Raw genomic sequence first — 19,686 nt, 5'->3', positions numbered from 1 at the left:
CAGTGTTTTGAGCAACCTGAGACTAGCTTCCTAGTTTGCTGATGATTTTCATGGAGTATAAAAAAGAAATAGGAGATACAAATGGATCTAATTTTAGCAATCGTTTTGATTATCGTGGCCTTCCTGGGTGGAGCCCTTGGAGGCATGTACTTGGTGCGCAAGCAAGTGGAAAAAGAATTTGCAGACAACCCTCGCCTCAATGCAGAAGCTGTACGGGCCTTGCTGTCGGCTAATGGACAAAAACCAAGCGAAGCAAAAGTGCAACAAGTCTACCACCAAATCATTCGCCAACAAAAGGCAGCCCTTGCAAATAGCAAGAAAAAATAAGCAAGAAACCATATAAAAGAGGAGGTTGGAGTGTCACTCCAACCCTATTTTTAGAAAGAAGAGCTGATGGATAATCGACCTATTGGATTTTTAGATTCGGGTGTGGGGGGACTGACGGTCGTCAGAGAGCTGATGAGACAGCTCCCTCATGAAGAAATTGTCTATATTGGTGATTCAGCCAGAGCACCCTACGGACCAAGACCAGCGGAGCAGATTCGGGAATATACTTGGCAGTTGGTCAACTTTCTCTTGACCAAGGATGTCAAGATGATTGTTTTTGCCTGCAATACAGCGACAGCTGTTGTTTGGGAAGAAATCAAGGAAGCCTTGGACATTCCTGTTTTAGGAGTGATCTTACCAGGCGCTTCGGCCGCTATTCAAGCCACCAAAGACGGGAAAATCGGTGTTATTGGAACTCCCATGACGGTCCAGTCAGATATTTACCGTGAAAAGATTCAGGATCTGGCACCGACCTTGCAGGTAGAGAGTCTGGCTTGTCCGAAGTTTGTGCCTTTGGTGGAGTCAGGGGCGCTTTCAACCAGCTTGACTAAAAAGGTGGTTTATGAGACCCTGCGTCCCTTGGTGGGGCGCGTGGATACCTTGGTTTTAGGCTGTACCCATTATCCGCTCCTTCGTCCTATCATCCAAAATGTCATGGGGCCTGAGGTCACCTTGATCGATAGCGGAGCGGAGTGCGTGCGGGATATTTCCGTCTTGCTCAATTATTTTGAGATCAATCGCAGTCGGAAAGATGTCACCTTGCATCACCGCTTTTACACTACAGCCAGTAGCCAGAGTTTTAAGAAAATCGCCGAAGAATGGCTGGAAAAAGACCTTCACGTGGAGCATGTAACATTATGACAAAGAAAATTTATGAATACAAGGACGACCAAGACTGGTATGTCGGGTCCTATAGTGTTTTTGGTGGGATTCGCACCTTGACGGATGAGGAGATTGATTTTCCTCTCTTTGAACTGTCTCAAATCTTTCGGGACGAAGAACGGGGCTTTCCGCTTTCTGTCACTGTTTTACGCTATAACTCTCCTTACCGCCTGCTTTCCTTTGTACTTGACATCTTGAACCAAGAAGCAGGTCGCAATCTAGAAGTCATCCAACGTCAGGGAGCTCTGCTCTTGATTGAAAATGGACAACTCCTGCATGTCGAATTGCCTAAAGAAGGAGTCGATGTAGAAACCTTCTTTGAAACTAGTAAGGTCAGAGAAACCTTATTGATTGCGACTCGCAACGAAGGCAAGACCAAGGAATTCCGAGCGATTTTTGATAAACTAGGCTACGATGTGGAAAATCTCAATGACTATCCAGATTTGCCTGAAGTCGCAGAAACAGGTATGACCTTTGAAGAAAATGCTCGCCTCAAGGCTGAAACCATTTCTAAACTTACAGGGAAAATGGTTCTAGCAGATGACTCAGGCCTCAAAGTGGATGTTCTGGGTGGGTTGCCGGGTGTCTGGTCAGCTCGTTTCGCAGGAGTCGGAGCGACAGACCGTGAAAACAATGCCAAACTCTTGCACGAATTGGCCATGGTCTTTGAACTCAAGGACCGTTCAGCCCAGTTCCATACAACCCTAGTCGTAGCTAGTCCAAACAAGGAAAGCTTGGTTGTCGAAGCAGACTGGCCAGGTTACATTAACTTTGAGCCCAAGGGTAAAAATGGCTTTGGCTACGATCCCCTCTTTCTCGTCGGAGAAACAGGTAAATCCTCGGCCGAGCTGACTCTAGAAGAAAAAAATAGCCAATCCCACCGTGCACTTGCGGTGAAAAAATTAGTGGAGGTATTTCCATCATGGCAAAGCAAACCATCATTGTAATGAGTGATTCCCACGGAGATAGCTTGATTGTGGAAGAAATCCGTGACCGCTATCTGGGGAAAGTTGATGCCATTTTTCACGATGGTGACTCAGAACTTCGCCCCGACTCTCCCCTATGGGAGGGAATCCAAGTTGTCAAGGGCAATATGGACTTTTACGGAGGTTATCCAGAACGCCTCGTGACCCAGCTAGGGCCAACCAAGATCATCCAGACCCACGGTCACCTTTTTGACATTAACTTTAGTTTTCAAAAACTGGACCTCTGGGCCCAAGAAGAGCAAGCAGACCTTTGTCTTTATGGGCATCTCCATGTGCCGGCTGCTTGGATGGAAGGAAAGACCCTCTTTTTAAATCCTGGCTCTATCAGCCAACCTCGTGGTCCCATCCAAGAATGCCTCTATGCCCGTGTGGAGATTGATGACAGCTATTTCAAAGTGGACTTTTTGACACGTGATCATGAGGTTTATCCAGGTCTGTCCAAGGAGTTTGCTCGATGATTGCCAAGGAATTTGAAGCATTTTTATTGGAGCAGGAAGAGACTTTTCTTACACCTGCTGAGAATCTAGCGGCCTTGATCGATACCCATAACGCTGACCATGCGATTTTAGTGCTGAGCCAAATCACCTATACCCGTATCCCTGTTGTGACCTTTGACAAACGCTTTGTCGGGACTATTGGTCTGAGAGACATTTTGGCTTATCAAATGGAGCAAGGTTTGACGGATGAGCAGATGGCAAAGACAGACATCGTCAATATGACTAAGACAGATGTGGCAGTCGTCGCTCCTGACTATAACATCACAGAGGTCCTCCATAAACTGGTAGATGAACCCTTCTTGCCAGTGGTAGATGATGAAGGGATTTTTCAAGGAATCATCACGCGCAAGTCTATCCTCAAGGTCGTCAATGCCCTCTTGCATGACTTTAGTAAGGAATATGAGATTCGATGCAAATGAGAGAGAGGATTTCAGACTTTTTAGAGGGAAAGCAGGGTTTGTCTGCCAATTCCAAGCAGTCCTATAAGTATGATTTGGAGCAATTTTTAGACATTGTAGATGAGCGGATCTCTGAAACTAGTCTCAAGATTTACCAAGCACAGCTAGCCAATCTAAAAATCAGCGCCCAGAAGCGAAAACTTTCGGCCTGTAACCAATTTCTCTACTTTCTCTATCGAAAAGGAGAGGTGGACAGTTTTTACCGTCTGGAATTAGCTAAGCAAGCTGAAAAGAAGACTGAAAAACCAGAGATTTTAGACCTAGAGTCTTTTTGGCAGGAAAGTAATTATCCAGAAGGACGCTTACTAGCGCTTCTTATCTTGGAAATAGGCTTGTTACCGAGTGAGATTTTAGTTCTCAAGGTCGCGGATATCAATCTGGATTTTCAGGTGTTGCGAATTAACAAGGCTTCCCAACAGAGGATTGTCACCATTCCTGCGCCCTTGATTCCAGAGCTAGAACCCTTGATGGGGCAGACCTATCTCTTTGAAAGGGGTGGGAAAGCCTATTCTCGTCAGTGGGCCTTTCGTCAGCTAGAGTCCTTTGTCAAGGAGAAAGGTTTTCCAGCCTTATCCGCCCAAGCCTTGCGGGAACAGTTCATTCTAAGACAGATTGAAAACAAGGTCGATTTGTACGAAATTGCAAAAAAACTAGGATTAAAAACAGTCCTGACCTTAGAAAAATATAGATAATGGATATTAAATTAAAAGATTTTGAAGGGCCCCTGGACCTGCTCTTGCACCTGGTTTCTAAGTACCAGATGGATATTTACGATGTGCCCATTACGGAAGTCATCGAACAGTACCTAGCCTATGTCTCAACTCTGCAGGCCATGCGTCTGGAAGTGACGGGCGAGTATATGGTCATGGCCAGTCAACTGATGCTGATCAAGAGCCGCAAGCTCTTGCCAAAGGTAGCGGAAGTGACAGACTTGGAGGATGACCTGGAGCAGGACCTTCTCTCTCAAATCGAAGAATACCGCAAGTTCAAGCTCTTGGGTGAGCACTTGGAGGCTAAGCACCAAGATCGGGCCCAGTACTATTCCAAAGCGCCAACAGAGTTGATTTACGAGGATGCTGAGCTTGTGCATGACAAGACGACCATTGACCTCTTTTTGGCTTTTTCAAATATCCTAGCCAAGAAAAAAGAGGAGTTCGCACAGAATCACACGACCATCTTGCGGGATGAGTATAAGATTGAGGACATGATGGTCATCGTAAAAGAGTCCTTGGCTGGACGAGACCAGTTGTGCTTGCAGGATTTGTTCAAGGAAGCCCAGAATGTCCAAGAGGTTATTACCCTCTTTTTGGCAACCCTAGAGTTAATCAAAACCCAGGAACTGGCCCTCGTGCAAGAGGAGAGTTTCGGAGATATCTATCTCATGGAAAAGAAGGAAGAAAATCAAGAGGCACAAAGCTAGACTTGATAGAGAGGAAAGATGAGTACTTTAGCAGAAATAGAAGCGCTCTTGTTTGTAGCAGGTGAAGATGGGATTCGAGTCCGCCAGTTAGCTGAACTCCTCTCTCTACCACCGACAGGTATCCAACAGAGTTTAGAAAAATTAACCCAGAAGTATGAAAAAGACCAAGATTCGAGCTTGTCCCTGATTGAGACAGGCGGTGCCTACAGATTGGTCACCAAGCCTCAATTTGCAGCGATTTTGAAGGAATACTCCAAGGCACCCATCAACCAGAGCTTGTCTCGGGCTGCCCTTGAGACCTTGTCCATCATTGCCTACAAGCAACCGATTACCCGAATTGAGATTGATGCCATCCGTGGGGTTAATTCTAGTGGAGCTCTAGCTAAGCTACAAGCCTTTGAACTGATAAGAGAAGATGGGAAAAAAGAAGTTTTGGGCCGCCCCAACCTCTATGTGACTACGGATTATTTCCTAGATTACATGGGGATTAACCATTTGGAAGAACTACCAGTGATTGATGAGCTTGAGATTCAAGCCCAAGAAAGCCAATTATTTGGTGAAAGGATAGAAGAAGATGAGAATCAATAAGTATATTGCCCACGCAGGTGTGGCCAGTAGGAGAAAAGCAGAGGAGCTGATCAAGCAAGGTTTGGTGACGGTTAACGGCCAAGTGGTGCGTGAACTAGCAACCACCATCAAGTCTGGCGATAAAGTCGAAGTTGAGAGCCAGCCCATCTACAACGAAGAAAAGGTCTACTATCTGCTTAATAAACCACGTGGAGTGATTTCCAGTGTAACAGACGACAAGGGTCGTAAGACTGTTGTCGACCTTCTGCCCAATGTCAAAGAACGCATTTACCCTGTGGGACGTTTGGACTGGGATACATCAGGTGTCTTGATTTTGACCAATGATGGTGACTTTACGGATGAGATGATTCACCCCCGTAATGAGATTGATAAGGTCTATGTCGCGCGTGTTAAAGGTGTGGCCAATAAGGACAATCTTCGTCCCTTGACCCGCGGTCTTGAGATTGATGGCAAGAAAACCAAGCCAGCTGTCTATGAGATTCTCAAAGTGGATCCAGTTAAAAATCGCTCAGTGGTACAGTTGACCATCCATGAAGGGCGTAATCATCAGGTTAAGAAGATGTTTGAAGCTGTCGATCTTCAAGTGGATAAGTTGTCACGGACACGTTTTGGACATCTAGACTTGACTGGTCTCCGTCCAGGTGAAGCCCGTCGCCTTAATAAAAAAGAAATCAGCCAACTGCATACCATGGCTGTAACCAAGAAATAATGAAACGAATCTTAATAGCGCCTGTGCGCTTTTACCAACGTTTTATCTCGCCAGCCTTTCCACCTTCTTGTCGCTTTGAGCCGACTTGTTCAAATTACATGATTCAGGCTATTGAAAAACATGGCTTCAAGGGTGTTCTGATGGGCTTGGCTCGAATTTTACGTTGCCACCCCTGGTCGAAAACAGGCCAGGACCCCGTCCCAGACCACTTTTCCCTCAAACGAAATCAAGAAGGAAAATAAACCCAACATCACCTGATGTTGGGTTTTCTTGCTTATTTCAAAGCTTTTTGTGCGTCTTCAATCATGAGTTTTGTTGATTCAAGGCCGCCTCCGCTTAGATACCAGAGGTCTGGTGTTAGTTGGATAATTTTTCCATTTTTAGCGGCAGGAGTTTCAGCGATGAGGGTATTTTCTAGGACGCCGTCGTTACTAGAGTTATCTCCACCGATGGCAAGGGTACGGTTGATGACAAAGAGGATGTCAGGATTCATTTCCTTGATACCTTCAAAGCTGACTTCTTGTCCATGACGAGAATCTTCGATTTTAGCATCTGTTGGTTTGAATTTCAAGGTTTGATACAAGAAAGAGAAACGAGATTGGGCACCAAAGGCAGCCATTTTTCCTTCATTGAGGAGGATAGCAAGGGCTTTTTTGTCAGAACTTTCGTTTTTAGTAGCGACTTCTTGGATGCTCTTGTCTAGGTTGGCCAATTCTTCTTTGGCTTTCTGTGTACCAGTTTCACCAAAGGCGCTTGCTAGAGATTCGATGTTAGCCTTGGTAGAAGTCCAGTAGTCGTCCTTACTTGCTTGGAAGAGAACAGTTGGAGCAATTTCTTTGAACTTGTCTACGAATTTTTGGGTACGTGGTGAAGCGATAATCAAATCCGGTTCAAGAGCAGCAATGGCTTCTAGGTCTGGCTCAACCATAGAACCCACATTGTTGACATTTCCTGCGAGATCTTTTAGGTAAGTCGGAACAGTTTTTGTAGGCATTCCGACGATATTCTTTTCAAATCCTAAAGCGCGAATAGTATCCGCAGCACCGAGATCAAAGGTTACAATCTTTTCAGGAACCTTTGAAAGTTTGACCTCATCTAGTGAACTTTTAATGGTTACCTCTGTTGGAGCAGAGCTACTTGTCTCTGTCTGGCTAGTGCTTGAGTTTGTATTTGTACTACATGCACCAAGTAGGAGCAAGAAGCTAGCCACTAGGGCAGTGAGATAAAGTTTAAGGGATGTTTTCATGATTTCTCCTTTTTAAAATGTGATAACGATGTAGGGAGTCTCTTAGATAGGCTTGTTAGCTAAGAGACAGAGGGTTCTCTAACATGAGTTCAGAATAGCTAGCTATAGATACAGATCTTTTTGCCATTGATATCAGCCAGCGTGATGGGAATCTCATAGAGTTGACTGAGCAGGTCAGCCTGCATGATTTGAGCAGTCCTTCCCTTGCAAAAGACTTGACCGTCTTTAAAGGCAACAATTTCATCCGCATACTGGCTAGCCATGTTGATATCGTGGAGGACGATGATAATGGTCTTCCCTAGTTCCTCCACCAGTCGCCGAAGAATCTGCATCATGCTGACACTTTGCTTGATATCGAGATTGTTAAGCGGTTCGTCCAGCAAGATAAAGTCTGTATCTTGGGCCAGTACCATAGCGATAAAGACACGTTGAAGCTGTCCTCCAGACAGACTATCGATGTAGCGATCTTTTAAGTTTGTCAGTTCCAGATAGTCCAGGGTTTCTCGGATTTTTTCCCAGTCTTCTGCTCTCAGTCGACCACGGCTGTAGGGAAAACGTCCAAAGCTGACCAGCTCTTCAACGGTCAATTTGGCTTGATAATTAATCTTCTGCTTTAGGATGGTGAGTTCTTTGGCCAGTTCTTGCGAATTCCAACTCTCAATTTCACGCCCTTTGATACTAAGTATTCCCTGATCCTTCTTAGTCAGTCTGCTCATGATGGAGAGGAGAGTCGATTTTCCAGCACCATTTGGACCAATGAAGGCTGTCAGTTTTTGAGGACTGACTTCAAGGGAAATGTCTTGCAAAATATCCTGTTTTTGAATGGATTTGTCAATGTTTTCCAGTTTCACCGACGTGCCCTCCTGTATAGTAAGATAAAGAATAAGACCCCACCCACACTCTCGATGATCATGCTGATGCGAATTTCCAGTGCAAAGACTCGTTCGATGAGGGCCTGCCCCAAGGTCAAACTAATAAATCCAATCAGAATGGCTACGATAAAGAGCAACTTGTGCCGATAATCTTTGACAATGAGGTAGGTGAGATTGGCTAGCATAAAGCCGAAGAAGGCCATAGGCCCTACCAAGGCAGTGGCTGTTGAGGTCAAGAGCACGATGCCCCAGAGGAGTTCTCTCTGTTCTTTTTCAACATCCAGTCCCAGTATCTGAGCCGTTTCTCTTTGCAGGTGCAAGACATCTAGAACGACTGCTTTTCGAAAGAAAAAGATTGTCAAAGCGAGGATGATCAGAGAACCGATGGCTAGGATGGAAGTGTTGAGATGCTGAAAGGAGGCAAAGAGACTGTTCTGCAGTTTATCGTATTCATTTGGATCCATCAGGACTTGGAGGAAGGTACTGATATTTCGAAAGAGACTTCCGAGTGCTAGACAGATTAGCAGGATGAAGACTAGATCTTGCTTCATCAGCGTCTTCAAGTAGCCTTGTAAGGCAAGAAAGAAGAGGGATTGAAGCAGAAGCAAGACTAGGAACTCTAAGATAGGAGACTTTCCAAGCTGTAGAAATTTGCTTTCAAATATCAGTAGCAGGGTCTGTAGCAAGACATAGAAGGACTCAATTCCTAAAATACTGGGTGTTAGAAAGCGATTTTCCGTCAGGGTTTGAAAACTAATGGTCGAAATTCCTGTCGCGATAGCTACCAAGAGATAAACGATGATTTTTTGGGAACGCAGTTTCCAGGCAAAGGCAGACAGTTGGGTGATAGGCCAAAAGTAGAGGAGACAAGCTCCGATGGCCAGAATAATGAGAAGGCAGAAGAGTTTGGTATGTTTGCTTTTAAACTGCATCTTTTCGTCCCCCTCTCCAGAGAAGTAGGATAAAGACGAGGCTACCAATGATTCCTAGTAGGAGACTGACAGACAGCTCATAGGGTCGAATCAAGATTCGAGAGAGGATGTCGCAGGCCAGAACCAGATTGGCGCCGACCAGAGAGACGATAAGTTTGGTTTGACTCAGATTATCTCCATAGCGCTTGCGGACGAGATTGGGGACGATAACCCCGAGAAAAGGCAAGGCACCCACGGTAATCATGGTGACACTTGTCGTTAGTGCCACCAGAAAAAGGGCCAGCTTTTCAAGTAGGGAGTAAGAAATCCCCAAACTCTCACTGGTTTCCTTGCCCAGACTCATGATGGTGAAGGTTTGGGACAATTTCCAAACGGCTATCAGGATGATGAGGCCTAAGAAGAGCCACTCATACTGATGGGTCTGAATCATGGAGAAGGAGCCCTGAGTCCAAGCAGTCATACTCTGAACCAGATTGAACCGATAGGCGATAACTTCTGTGACAGAACCGATAATCCCACTATAGATAATCCCGATCAAGGGCAACATCCACCTTTCCTTTATAGAAAAAATAGTCATAAAGGCTAGGAAGAAGAGGGTAAATAAAATGGATGAGCCAAAAGCAAAGAGCATCTTTTGGGTCAGACTAGCCGACGGAAAGACAAAGAGGCTCAGCACCATTCCCAGTTTAGCGGCTTCTGTCGTTCCGACTGTACTCGGAGCAGCAAATTGATTTTGAGTAATGGTCTGCATGAGGAGTCCTGCCATGCTCATACTGGAGGCTGCAAGGAGAATACTGATGGTCCTTGGAAGACGCGACTCTTGAAAGAGAAGCCAAGTCTGTTGATCAAAAGCAAAGAATTTTTCCCAAGAAAAATCACTGGTTCCAATACTAATGGAGAGAAAGACCAAAAATAGAAGTAAGCCAGTTAAATAATGAGAAAGTTTCATATCCCGTCCTTTCATGTAGATTTGGTATCGAAAGATACCTGCGGATATAAATGTAACATGATTTCTTTAATCTGTCAATAAATTTTCTGACAATTTAATGTAAAAAGAAAGAAAAATTCCTGAAATAATATCTGTCCCTCTATTTTATAGGATAAACTAGTAAAAACCAATCCACCTTCCCACTATCCTTCTCCTATAAAAAGTGGTAAAATGGAGGACAGAAAGAAGGAACTGATATGACAACATTATTTTCAAAAATCAAAGAAGTAACGGAGCTTGCTGCGATCTCAGGTCATGAAGCGCCTGTCCGGACTTATCTTCGTGAAAAGTTGAAACCGCATGTGGATGAAGTAGTGACAGATGGCTTGGGTGGTATTTTTGGTATCAAGCATTCAGAAGCTGCGGATGCACCGCGCGTCTTGGTCGCTTCTCACATGGATGAAGTTGGTTTTATGGTCAGCGAGATTAAGCCAGACGGAACCTTCCGTGTCGTTGAAATTGGTGGCTGGAATCCTATGGTGGTCAGCAGCCAACGCTTTAAACTCTTTACTCGTGACGGTCGTGAGATTCCAGTGATCTCAGGTTCTGTTCCTCCACATTTGACGCGTGGTACAGGTGGCCCAACCATGCCAGCTATCTCTGATATCATTTTTGATGGTGGGTTTGCGGACAAGGCAGAGGCAGAAAGATTTGGCATCCGTCCGGGTGACACTATTGTCCCAGATAGTTCCGCTATCTTGACAGCCAATGAAAAAAATATCATCTCAAAAGCTTGGGACAACCGCTACGGTGTCCTCATGGTAAGCGAGCTAGCAGAAGCCTTGTCAGGTCAAAAACTGGGAAATGAACTCTATCTTGGCTCTAACGTCCAAGAAGAAGTTGGGCTTCGTGGCGCTCATACTTCTACAACTAAGTTTGACCCAGAAGTCTTTCTGGCAGTTGACTGTTCACCTGCTGGTGATGTTTATGGTGGTCAAGGCAAGATTGGGGATGGAACTTTGATTCGTTTCTATGATCCAGGTCACTTGCTCCTCCCAGGTATGAAGGATTTCCTTTTGACAACGGCTGAAGAAGCGGGCATCAAGTACCAATACTACTGTGGAAAAGGCGGAACGGACGCTGGAGCAGCTCATCTGAAAAATGGTGGTGTCCCATCTACAACTATCGGTGTCTGTGCTCGTTATATCCATTCTCACCAAACTCTCTACGCGATGGATGACTTCCTAGAAGCTCAAGCCTTCTTGCAAGCCTTGGTGAAAAAATTGGATCGTTCAACGGTTGATTTGATTAAACATTATTAAATATAAGGGAAGGTGGTCAGGATGGCAGAAGAAAATCTAGAAAGTCTTATAAAAGATCTCTACAACCATGCCCGTCAGGGCTTGAGTGAAGATTTAGTTACTGCTCTTATAGAGACTGCTAAAAAGCTACCTACTACAAATGAGCAATTATTAGCAGTTCGTCTCTCAGGACTTGTCAATCGTGAATTGCTCATCAATCCCAAACACCCAGCACCTGAATTGATCAACTTGGCTCGCTTTATCAAAAGAGAAGAAGCCAAGTACAGAGGCACTGCAGCTTCTGCTATTATGTTTGGAGAACTCTTTAAAATGCTTTGATTCCACTGCGAATCAAAGCATTTTTCTATATGCTAGAAAAGAAATTCTTGATGAGGAGACGAAAAAGCCATCCCATTCAGGATAGCTTTTAGGTACTTAAATTTGTTCAGCGATGACCTTTTCAGCTAGGTTCATGGCATGGTCAGACACACGAGTGTAGTGGGAAATGATGTCGATGAAGTTGACCCCAGCTTGTGTAGAACACTCACCCCTGTTAAGGCGTTTGATGTGGGTCTTTCTGAGAACACGTTCCATATTGTTGATTTCTTTATGGCGTTCAATCAGGCTTTGAGCTTTTTCAATGTCGTTATTTTCCACACTATCAAGTGCATCCTTGATAAAGTCAGTTGTTTTTTGATAGATATCAGCTAATTCCTCTAGAGCAGCTTCAGAGAAATGAACATTCTTACGTTGAAGGTAGTCGGTTAGGTTGAGCAAGCCTTCTGCGTGGTCCCCAATCCGTTCCAAATCACGAGATGAATCCAGAATGTTGGTCAACACTTCGCTTTCCTTTTGACTCAAAGATTCGCTTGAGAGTCTGATGAGGTAACGAGTGAGTTTTTCATCGATAGTATTGATGGCTTCCTCTGTCTTGTGCCCTTTTTCAGCTACCTTTTCATCCAAACCGATGATATAGGTATAAGAAAGGTCAAAAGCTTTGGCTGCATAGTTCCCCAAGTGCAAGAGTTCCTTTTTGGCATTTCCTAGAGCAATAGAAGGAGATTGCTGGATAAGTTGTTCGTCGAGATAAAGAGGCTCGTACTTGACAACCTCGTCTTCACCAGGGATGAGCTTGGTTACAAAGTAGGCCAAGGCTCCGATGAATGGAAATTGTACAATGGTATTGCTTACGTTAAAGGCACCGTGAGAGAAGGCGATGGTCATCTCAGGTGAGAGATGAAGTAAAGCTTGGAAATACTCAATCATAGCAGTGAAGGGGCCTAACAAGATTAAGCAAAGGATGGTTCCTAAAACGTTAAAGGTAACGTGAGTTGCTGCAACGCGTTTCGCAGAGATATTGGCTCCAGCTGCCGCAATGATAACGGTTAGGGTTGTCCCGATATTATCCCCGAAGAGAACTGGTAGCGAACCTTTAAGGTCAAGGAACCCACCTGCATAGAGACCTTGTAGAATTCCGATAGTTGCAGAAGATGCCTGAATGAGGACGGTAATCACTGCACCAGCTACTACTCCCAAAATAGGATTTTGTCCCAAGGTTACCATATATTCCTTGAATTGTGGTAAATCTTTAAGCGGACTCATACCGGCACTGATGAGGTTGAGGGCGTAGAAGATTCCCCCGACACCAAACAGGATGCGCCCGATATTGTTTGCTGTTCTGTTTTTAGTAAAGAATAGCAACATGGTTCCAAGGAAAATCAAGGGTAAAGCATACTCGCCAAGCTTGAAACCGATGATAAAGGAAGTAACGGTGGTTCCAATATTGGCTCCCATGATAATTCCGATAGCCTGTCGAAGAGTGAGAAGACTAGCGCTGACCAGCCCAACCGTGATAACTGTAACCCCTGTACTTGACTGAATCAGGGCGGTCACGACAATCCCAACTAGAACGCCTAAAAAGGGATTGCTAGTGTACTTGTCAATGTAAAAACGAAGGCGATCTCCAGCAGCTTGTTGCAAACCGTCTCCCATGGTCTTAATACTGTATAAAAACAGTCCTAGACCTCCTAAAAAGTGAAATAAAATTTCCTGCCAATTAATGGACATTTCTTTTTCCTCCGGAAAATAATAACGGAATTTCTCCTATTCTATTTTAAAGGATAAAAGTAAATCTCACAAGTGTTTTTCTGCCATTTCAGTAGGAAATAACTAAATTTTTTAATTTCCCCTAAAAGAAGGATTTTATTTAAAATACAGATGTTAAAATAGAACTTATCCAAATTTAACTGTTTTTTATCCTAGTTATAGTTTTTATATTAAATAGATTGACATCGCTTTCATATGAGATAAAATGAAGATGATCCTGTTCTGATGTCTTGGCATGAGAACAGTTACTTTTTATCAAAAAAGTAAAGCGCTTACTTTATATTTTGTTAGGAGGATAAGATGAAAAATCTATTCTATGAAAAACGTTGCCGTTACAGTATTCGTAAGCTGTCAATCGGGGCTTGTTCCTTGATGATTGGTTCAGTTTTATTTGCGAGTCCAGCTCTTGCCGAACAGGTCGCTGTCCCTGAAACAGCTACTAATACGAGCGCTCAAGCGGCAAATGTGAGTGAAACTGCTAATCCAGACACCGCAGCTATCGAAAAACAATTATCGGAAACAGAGAACAAAGTAGCTGAGCAACCAATTTCAGAAAACACTCCAACAATAACGGATCTGGTTAATGAAAAAGAAGAAGCGAAGCCAACTCCGACAGATAAAGCTGAAAAACCTGCTCAACCAACTGAAAAAGAAGAAGTCAAACCAGAGGAAGCTCCTCAAGTGGTTGAGAAGAAAGCCGACAAACCGATTCTAGCAGACGTTCCTAAAAATGAAGAAAAGAGTCTCCGACCTAAAGAAATCAAATTTGATACTTGGGAGGATTTGCTCAAATGGGAACCGGGTGCGCGTGAGGATGATGCCATCAACCGTTCCTCAGTTGAACTCGCCAAGCGCCATAGAGGCCAGTTGGTTAATGAAAAAGCTAGTAGAAGAGCCAAAGTTCAAGCACTAGCAAATACCAATTCGAAAGCTAAAGACCACGCTTCTGTTGGTGGAGAAGAATTCAAGGCCTACGCTTTTGACTACTGGCAATACTTGGATTCGATGGTTTTCTGGGAAGGCTTAGTTCCAACTCCTGATGTCATCGATGCGGGGCACCGTAATGGGGTTCCGGTTTATGGTACCCTCTTTTTCAATTGGTCTAATAGCATTGCAGACCAAGAACGGTTTGCGGAAGCCTTAAAACAGGATGCAGATGGAACGTTCCCAATCGCTCGAAAACTCGTTGACTTAGCAAAATACTATGGTTATGATGGGTATTTTATCAACCAAGAAACAACAGGTGAATTGGTAGAACCACTGGGTGAAAAAATGCGTCAATTCATGCTCTATACAAAAGAGTATGCAGCTAAAGTCAACCACCCTATCAAGTATGCCTGGTACGATGCCATGACCTACAAATACGGTCGTTGGCACTATGATGGATTAGATGATAACAATTACCAATTCATGCAAAAAGAAGGCGATCAGGTTCCCGCTGACCAGTTTTTTGCCAACTTTAACTGGGATAAAGAAAAAAATGACTACACGGTCGCCATGGCTAAATGGATTGAACGGAGTCAATATGATGTTTTTGCAGGATTAGAGTTGCAACAAGGAGGATCTTATAGAACAAAGGTTAACTGGGATGCCCTCTTTGATGAGCGAGGGAAATTACGTCTTTCTCTTGGTCTTTTTGCTCCAGATACCATTACTAGTTTAGGAAAAACTGGTGAAGACTACCACAAAAATGAAGATATCTTTTTCACAGGTTATCAAGGTGATCCAACTGCTCAAAAACCAGACGACAAAGAGTGGTATGGGATTGCCAACTTGGTCGCTGACCGCACGCCAGCAGTAGGCCGGACATTCACTACTTCCTTTAATACAGGTCATGGTAGAAAGTGGTTTGTAGACGGTAAAGTTTCTAAGGATTCTGAGTGGAACTACCGTTCTGTTTCAGGTGTCTTGCCAACTTGGCGTTGGTGGCAAACTTCAACAGGTGAGAAACTCCGTGCGGAGTATGACTTTACAGACGCCTACAATGGTGGAAACTCCCTTAAATTCTCAGGTGATGTAACTGGCAAGACAGAGCAAGATGTGAAATTGTATTCTACTAAGCTAGAAGTGACCGAAAACACCAAACTCCGTGTAGCCCACAAGGGAGGAAAAGGCTCTAAAGTTTATATGGCCTTCTCTACGACTCCAGACTACAAGTTTGAAGACACAGTTGCTCGTAAAGAGCTTACTCTTTCTGACGATTGGACAAATGAAGAATTTGACCTCAGCTCATTAGCTGGAAAAACCATCTATGCTATCAAACTCTATTTCGAACATGCTGGAGCTGTAAAAGATTATCAGTTCAACCTAGGGCAATTAACAATTACAGACAATCATCAAGCGCCCCAAGCACCAACAGGCTTCTCTGTGGTGAAACAATCCCTCAAGAATGCCCAAGAAGCTGAAGCAGTTGTCCAGTTTGTGGGAAACAAAGATGCTGACTTTTATGAAGTCTACGAAAAAGATGGCAACAACTGGCGTTTATTGACAGGATCATCTGCTTCCACTATCTACTTGCCAAAAGTTAGCCGTTCTGCTAATGCGACTGGTACGACTCAGGAATTGAAAGTCGTTGCAGTTGGTAAAAATGGACTTCGTTCTGAAGTGGCGACGACATTCTTTAACTGGGGCATGACGGTTCAGGACACAACTCTTCCAAGACCATTGGCTGAAAATATCGTTCCAGGAGCAACCGTTACCGGTAGTACTTTCCCACAATCGGACGGCGGAGAAGGAATTGAAGGCATGCTAAATGGCACTATCACGAGTCTATCAGACAAGTGGTCTTCTGGACAATTGAGCGGTAGTGTGGATATTCGATTGACGCAACCTCGACGCATTGTGAGATGGGCGATGGATCACGCAGGAGCAGGTGGTGAGTCGGTTAATGACGGCTTGATGAATACCAAGGATTTTGATCTTTATTATAAGGATACAGACGGCGAATGGAAACTAGCAAAGGAAATTCGTGGAAACAAAGCCCATGTAACCGATGTGACCCTAGATAAACCAATTACAGCTCAAGAGTGGCGCTTAAATATCCTCACTTCTGATAATGGAACTCCTTGGAAAGCGATTCGGATTTATAACTGGAGAATGTACGAAAGTCTAGATACTGAGAGCCAAAATATTCCGATGGCTAAGGTCGCAGCACGTTCACTTGGAAACCATCAAGTTCAACTTGGTTTCTCAGATGTTCCAGCAGGTGCAACTATCACCGTTTATGACAAGGCAGATTCACAAACGCCAATTGCAACTTTGAAGACTGAAACTGGAGGCGACTTGGCAACAGCACCATTGGGCTTTGACAAGCAACCAACTCTCCTCTACTATCGTACCCAACTACCTGGCAAAGAAATCAGTAACACCTTGGCAGTAGCGATTCCACAGGATGAGAGAAAAATTGCTGCAGTTAGCCTTGAAAAAGGACCTAAGAAGACGGTTTACAAAGAGGGAGAAAAACTTGACCTTAGAGGTGGAACCCTCCGTGTTCAATACGAAGGGGGAGAAGCAGACGAGCTGATCAACCTTACTCACTCAGGTGTGACGGTATCTGGCTACGACGCTCGACAAAAAGGGGAACAAAAGCTCACAGTCAGCTACCTTGGACTTCCAGTTACTGGTGACTTAAAAGTGCAAGTGACAGGACAAGACCAAGCGAAACCGAAAGAAGTAGCAGGTCTGTACATTACTCAGAAACCGAAAACAGACTATCTAGTAGGTGATCAACTGGATCTTGCAGAAGGGCGCTTTGGAGTTCTCTATGATGATGAGACAGAAGAAAGCCATGCCTTTACAGATCAAGGTGTTGAAATTACGGGCTACGATGCTCAAAAGACTGGTCGTCAGACCTTGACCTTGCATTACAAGGGGCACACCGCTGAGTTTGATGTCTTGGTTTCTCCAAAAGCAGCTGTCAACGATGAGTACCTCAAACAAGAAATCACTGCTGTCCAAGGTCGTCAGTCAACCCTTGCCTACACCTTCTCAAGCGAAGACAAACAAGCAGCACTAGTAGAGAAGCTCAATGCAGCGAAAGCTGTAGCAGAAAACCACAATGCTAGCCAAGAAGAAGTCAACCGGGCTTTGAATGAGTTGAAACAAGCAGGGACAGACTTGGATGGCAATCAACGCTATCAAACTGCTAGAGAAGAATTAGAAGCCTTGCTTGAATCCGTCCGTGAAAAAGATCCTAAAGCTGACTTGATTGAACAAGCAGAAACTTTGTTAGCTTCAGAGATGCCAACTCCACAAGCTTTTGCGGAAATGAAAGAAAAGTTGAATAAGAAACTAGCCCCCGCAGAAGAAAGTCATCATGTTGGAAGCATGGATCCAAATGAAGTGGCCCCAACAGTTGAAGCTCTCCCTGAACTAGTTGTTGAAACTGAAACAACAGCCTTCGAACGCCAAGAACGACCAAACGCCGAGCTTCTCAAAGGACAACGCCGTGTTGTACAAGCTGGAGTTGAAGGCCAAGTTCGTCACTTTATAGAAGTGGATGCCCAAGGCAAACGGACTCTCCGTTCGGCCGAAGTTCTCAAGGAAGCTCTGCCTGAAATCACCGAAGTTGGAACGAAAGAAGAGCAAGTCTCACAAACAAGGGATCAAGCGCCTTTAGCAGTATCAGCAAAAGGTGAAGAGGCAAGCAAAGAGCTTCCAAATACGGGAGCGACAAGAGATGCTAGTCTAGTAGCGCTGGGACTCCTCGGAGTAATGAGTAGCTACGGCTTGCTTGCTGGAAAGAAGAGAGAAGACTAATCAGATTTACGAATCTTGGATTTTCTCATAAAAATAAAAAAACAAGGTTTGACTGTAGATTAGTCAGACCTTGTTTTTAGTTTTGAAATTGAAGAGTAAATTTGAAGCTAGATTTTTGTTATTCAATTCCTTGGATAAATTTTTGGAAACGATAGGTGTCGAAATAAATATTGGATGCAACTAATTTATCAAACTCATCGAATTTCAGAAATTCTGCGACATCCAGTTCTAGTTCTTTTCCTTGAGGAGAATGTAGACGGTAGCGATTTAAAGCTGAGACTGTTCGACCATCAACAAGTAATTGCTTTACTTCAAGATGCTGGCTCAAAGCATAGAATTGGCCTGCGCCTTGCAAATAAATATCACGTCCTTGTCGAATTTCTATACTATCGCACATGCCATAATCAAAGTTTTCAGCTACGAAATCTTCCCAGCCTCCCTCATTTACTGCCGTAAAATAGCTTTCTGCAAGTGTTTTTGTATCCATTTGGAACCTCCTGTAAAATAATTGGGCTATGATGAATATCATGAAATATTTTGCCCACTTAAGAGTATACAAAAGGCAATATGACTACAGGTTGTCATATTGCTGAAGATTTTTTTTGAGAGTACTGACCAGTAGATTTTGTAAGTGACTTGGAGATACGACCTTTACTTGATAACCAAAGCTTAAGAGTAAATCAAAAAATGCAGGAGTTAAAGCTCTGAATGCCTGAACTTTTATTATTTCGTCCTCGACTCTGATTTCTTCTTCCGTGAAGTGATCGTAGATTTTTGGGAGTGCAAATCTTGTAAAAACTAGTTCGATTTCTTCTCCTTGCCCCTCCACTTTATGTTTTGGGGGATTTAAAAAAAGCTCTAACTTTTCTTGAGATAAACGTGGATAATCGAATGGTTTATCTTTTATCTCCACTAGTTCTAGTTCACGAATTCGAGTTAATTTAAAAATACGAAAATCTAATTTTTCTAAGCAGTAACCGATAACATACCAAGCATTCAGTTTATAGATCAATCTGTATGGAATAACCGTTCGCTGACTTTTCTCTTGCTTTTTCGAATAGTAAGAAAAAGAAATCATCTGTTCAGTTTGTATCGCTTCCTCAATTTCTAGTAAATAATTTGTATTAAGAGTCCAGGAACTGAGATCAAAGTAAAAAGGACTGTTTGCTCTCGTAATTTCTTGAGAAGACAGCTTGTGTTCGATACTGTCAAGACTTGAATGACCAACGATTTTACTAACATTTTGGCTCATATTAATGATAAACTGTCTCTCTTCCTCAGTGAAAAAGTTCCTGTCTATCTTATAGTCGCTTGGTATATAGAAACCTCCCTTATCTCCGCGTTCTGAATAGATTGGGATCCCCGCTAAACTGAGCGTATCCATGTCTCTATATACAGTTCGAGTAGATATTTCAAACCTATCTGCAATCTCTTTAGCTGTTATTCTTTTCTTATTTAAAAGAGACAGTAAAATATAGATTAGTCTTTCTAACTTCATGATAGCAATTCCCCTTCTTTTAATCTCAAATAGCACAAACTGAAGAAACTATTTTAGTTATATTGTATAATAAGAAACCCAGCAATTCAAAAAGAAGGACTGTAGAGTTTAGAATATTAAGGATTAAAATCTTAGAAAAAGAATGGTATAGAAGTAATTAGGCAGATCAATCAAGAAA

At 43.5% G+C, this 19,686-nt stretch carries 20 protein-coding genes; 13 read left to right on the top strand and 7 right to left on the bottom strand.

Features of this window, described 5'->3' with window-relative positions:
- The first annotated feature begins 81 nt into the window (after positions 1–81).
- From SORDD15_RS06810 to yidD, 10 genes are all read left to right on the top strand, one after another.
- A complete protein-coding gene (locus SORDD15_RS06810; protein ID WP_061415844.1) occupies positions 82–327 on the top strand; it encodes a YneF family protein in 246 nt (81 codons plus the stop codon).
- Positions 328–393: 66 nt separating this feature from the next.
- On the top strand, positions 394–1,188 hold the full coding sequence (gene racE, locus SORDD15_RS06805; RefSeq protein ID WP_061415842.1) for a glutamate racemase: 795 nt from the start codon (positions 394–396) through the stop codon (positions 1,186–1,188).
- A complete protein-coding gene (locus SORDD15_RS06800) occupies positions 1,185–2,156 on the top strand; it encodes a nucleoside-triphosphate diphosphatase (protein WP_061415840.1) in 972 nt (323 codons plus the stop codon). Before racE ends, SORDD15_RS06800 begins: the two co-directional genes overlap by 4 nt.
- Positions 2,132–2,653, top strand: a complete 522-nt coding sequence (locus SORDD15_RS06795) for a metallophosphoesterase (RefSeq protein WP_061415838.1) — start codon at positions 2,132–2,134, stop codon at positions 2,651–2,653. Before SORDD15_RS06800 ends, SORDD15_RS06795 begins: the two co-directional genes overlap by 25 nt.
- Positions 2,650–3,111, top strand: coding sequence for a cyclic-di-AMP-binding protein CbpB (cbpB, locus tag SORDD15_RS06790; RefSeq protein WP_061415836.1), 462 nt, complete (start codon positions 2,650–2,652; stop codon positions 3,109–3,111). The genes SORDD15_RS06795 and cbpB overlap by 4 nt, the downstream gene beginning before the upstream one ends.
- Positions 3,108–3,842 (top strand): site-specific tyrosine recombinase XerD, encoded by a 735-nt coding sequence (xerD, locus tag SORDD15_RS06785; RefSeq protein WP_330996576.1) that lies wholly within the window; start codon positions 3,108–3,110, stop codon positions 3,840–3,842. Before cbpB ends, xerD begins: the two co-directional genes overlap by 4 nt.
- A complete protein-coding gene (locus SORDD15_RS06780; protein ID WP_061415832.1) occupies positions 3,842–4,570 on the top strand; it encodes a segregation/condensation protein A in 729 nt (242 codons plus the stop codon). Before xerD ends, SORDD15_RS06780 begins: the two co-directional genes overlap by 1 nt.
- 18 nt (positions 4,571–4,588) lie before the next feature.
- Positions 4,589–5,158, top strand: coding sequence for an SMC-Scp complex subunit ScpB (gene scpB / locus SORDD15_RS06775; protein ID WP_061415830.1), 570 nt, complete (start codon positions 4,589–4,591; stop codon positions 5,156–5,158).
- Positions 5,145–5,867 (top strand): pseudouridine synthase, encoded by a 723-nt coding sequence (locus SORDD15_RS06770; RefSeq protein WP_061415828.1) that lies wholly within the window; start codon positions 5,145–5,147, stop codon positions 5,865–5,867. The genes scpB and SORDD15_RS06770 overlap by 14 nt, the downstream gene beginning before the upstream one ends.
- Positions 5,867–6,109 carry a membrane protein insertion efficiency factor YidD gene (gene yidD / locus SORDD15_RS06765; RefSeq protein ID WP_061415826.1) on the top strand — a complete coding sequence of 81 codons (243 nt, stop codon included), beginning with the start codon at positions 5,867–5,869 and terminating at the stop codon, positions 6,107–6,109. Before SORDD15_RS06770 ends, yidD begins: the two co-directional genes overlap by 1 nt.
- Before the next feature lie 32 nt (positions 6,110–6,141).
- Here the strand turns inward: yidD and SORDD15_RS06760 are convergent, their stop codons facing one another.
- The 4 genes from SORDD15_RS06760 to SORDD15_RS06745 form a co-directional block, all read right to left on the bottom strand.
- On the bottom strand, positions 6,142–7,113 hold the full coding sequence (locus SORDD15_RS06760) for a siderophore ABC transporter substrate-binding protein (protein WP_061415824.1): 972 nt from the start codon (positions 7,111–7,113) through the stop codon (positions 6,142–6,144).
- A gap of 98 nt (positions 7,114–7,211) precedes the next feature.
- On the bottom strand, positions 7,212–7,964 hold the full coding sequence (locus SORDD15_RS06755; RefSeq protein ID WP_061415822.1) for an iron ABC transporter ATP-binding protein: 753 nt from the start codon (positions 7,962–7,964) through the stop codon (positions 7,212–7,214).
- On the bottom strand, positions 7,961–8,917 hold the full coding sequence (locus SORDD15_RS06750; protein WP_061415820.1) for an iron chelate uptake ABC transporter family permease subunit: 957 nt from the start codon (positions 8,915–8,917) through the stop codon (positions 7,961–7,963). Before SORDD15_RS06750 ends, SORDD15_RS06755 begins: the two co-directional genes overlap by 4 nt.
- Positions 8,907–9,866, bottom strand: a complete 960-nt coding sequence (locus SORDD15_RS06745) for an ABC transporter permease (RefSeq protein ID WP_061415818.1) — start codon at positions 9,864–9,866, stop codon at positions 8,907–8,909. Before SORDD15_RS06745 ends, SORDD15_RS06750 begins: the two co-directional genes overlap by 11 nt.
- Before the next feature lie 236 nt (positions 9,867–10,102).
- Between SORDD15_RS06745 and pepA the strand changes: the two genes are divergently transcribed.
- Both pepA and SORDD15_RS06735 read left to right on the top strand, forming a co-directional pair.
- The gene (gene pepA / locus SORDD15_RS06740; protein ID WP_061415816.1) at positions 10,103–11,167 is read left to right on the top strand and encodes a glutamyl aminopeptidase; all 1,065 of its coding nucleotides are present in this window, start codon (positions 10,103–10,105) and stop codon (positions 11,165–11,167) included.
- 21 nt (positions 11,168–11,188) lie between these two features.
- A complete protein-coding gene (locus tag SORDD15_RS06735; RefSeq protein WP_061415814.1) occupies positions 11,189–11,485 on the top strand; it encodes a bacteriocin immunity family protein in 297 nt (98 codons plus the stop codon).
- Positions 11,486–11,581: 96 nt separating this feature from the next.
- On the opposite strand, the gene SORDD15_RS06730 is transcribed toward SORDD15_RS06735, so the two are convergent.
- Complete coding sequence (locus SORDD15_RS06730) at positions 11,582–13,213, bottom strand: Na/Pi cotransporter family protein (RefSeq protein WP_061415812.1); 1,632 nt, start codon at positions 13,211–13,213, stop codon at positions 11,582–11,584.
- A 339-nt stretch (positions 13,214–13,552) separates the two neighbouring features.
- Between SORDD15_RS06730 and SORDD15_RS06725 the strand changes: the two genes are divergently transcribed.
- Positions 13,553–18,010, top strand: coding sequence for an endo-beta-N-acetylglucosaminidase (locus SORDD15_RS06725; protein ID WP_061415810.1), 4,458 nt, complete (start codon positions 13,553–13,555; stop codon positions 18,008–18,010).
- Positions 18,011–18,128: 118 nt separating this feature from the next.
- Here SORDD15_RS06725 and SORDD15_RS06720 read toward each other — a convergent pair whose 3' ends face one another.
- Together SORDD15_RS06720 and SORDD15_RS06715 are read right to left on the bottom strand one after the other, a co-directional pair.
- Positions 18,129–18,497, bottom strand: a complete 369-nt coding sequence (locus SORDD15_RS06720) for a hypothetical protein (RefSeq protein WP_025168475.1) — start codon at positions 18,495–18,497, stop codon at positions 18,129–18,131.
- An 84-nt stretch (positions 18,498–18,581) separates the two neighbouring features.
- Positions 18,582–19,508, bottom strand: a complete 927-nt coding sequence (locus SORDD15_RS06715) for a helix-turn-helix transcriptional regulator (protein ID WP_061415808.1) — start codon at positions 19,506–19,508, stop codon at positions 18,582–18,584.
- Positions 19,509–19,686 lie beyond the last annotated feature (178 nt).

Origin of the sequence: Streptococcus oralis (genome assembly GCF_001578935.1) — a bacterium.
Taxonomy (GTDB): Bacteria; Bacillota; Bacilli; order Lactobacillales; family Streptococcaceae; genus Streptococcus; species Streptococcus oralis_R.
The sequence above is the reverse complement of the archived record's forward strand: the minus strand, read 5'-3'. Positions and strand labels throughout refer to the sequence as shown.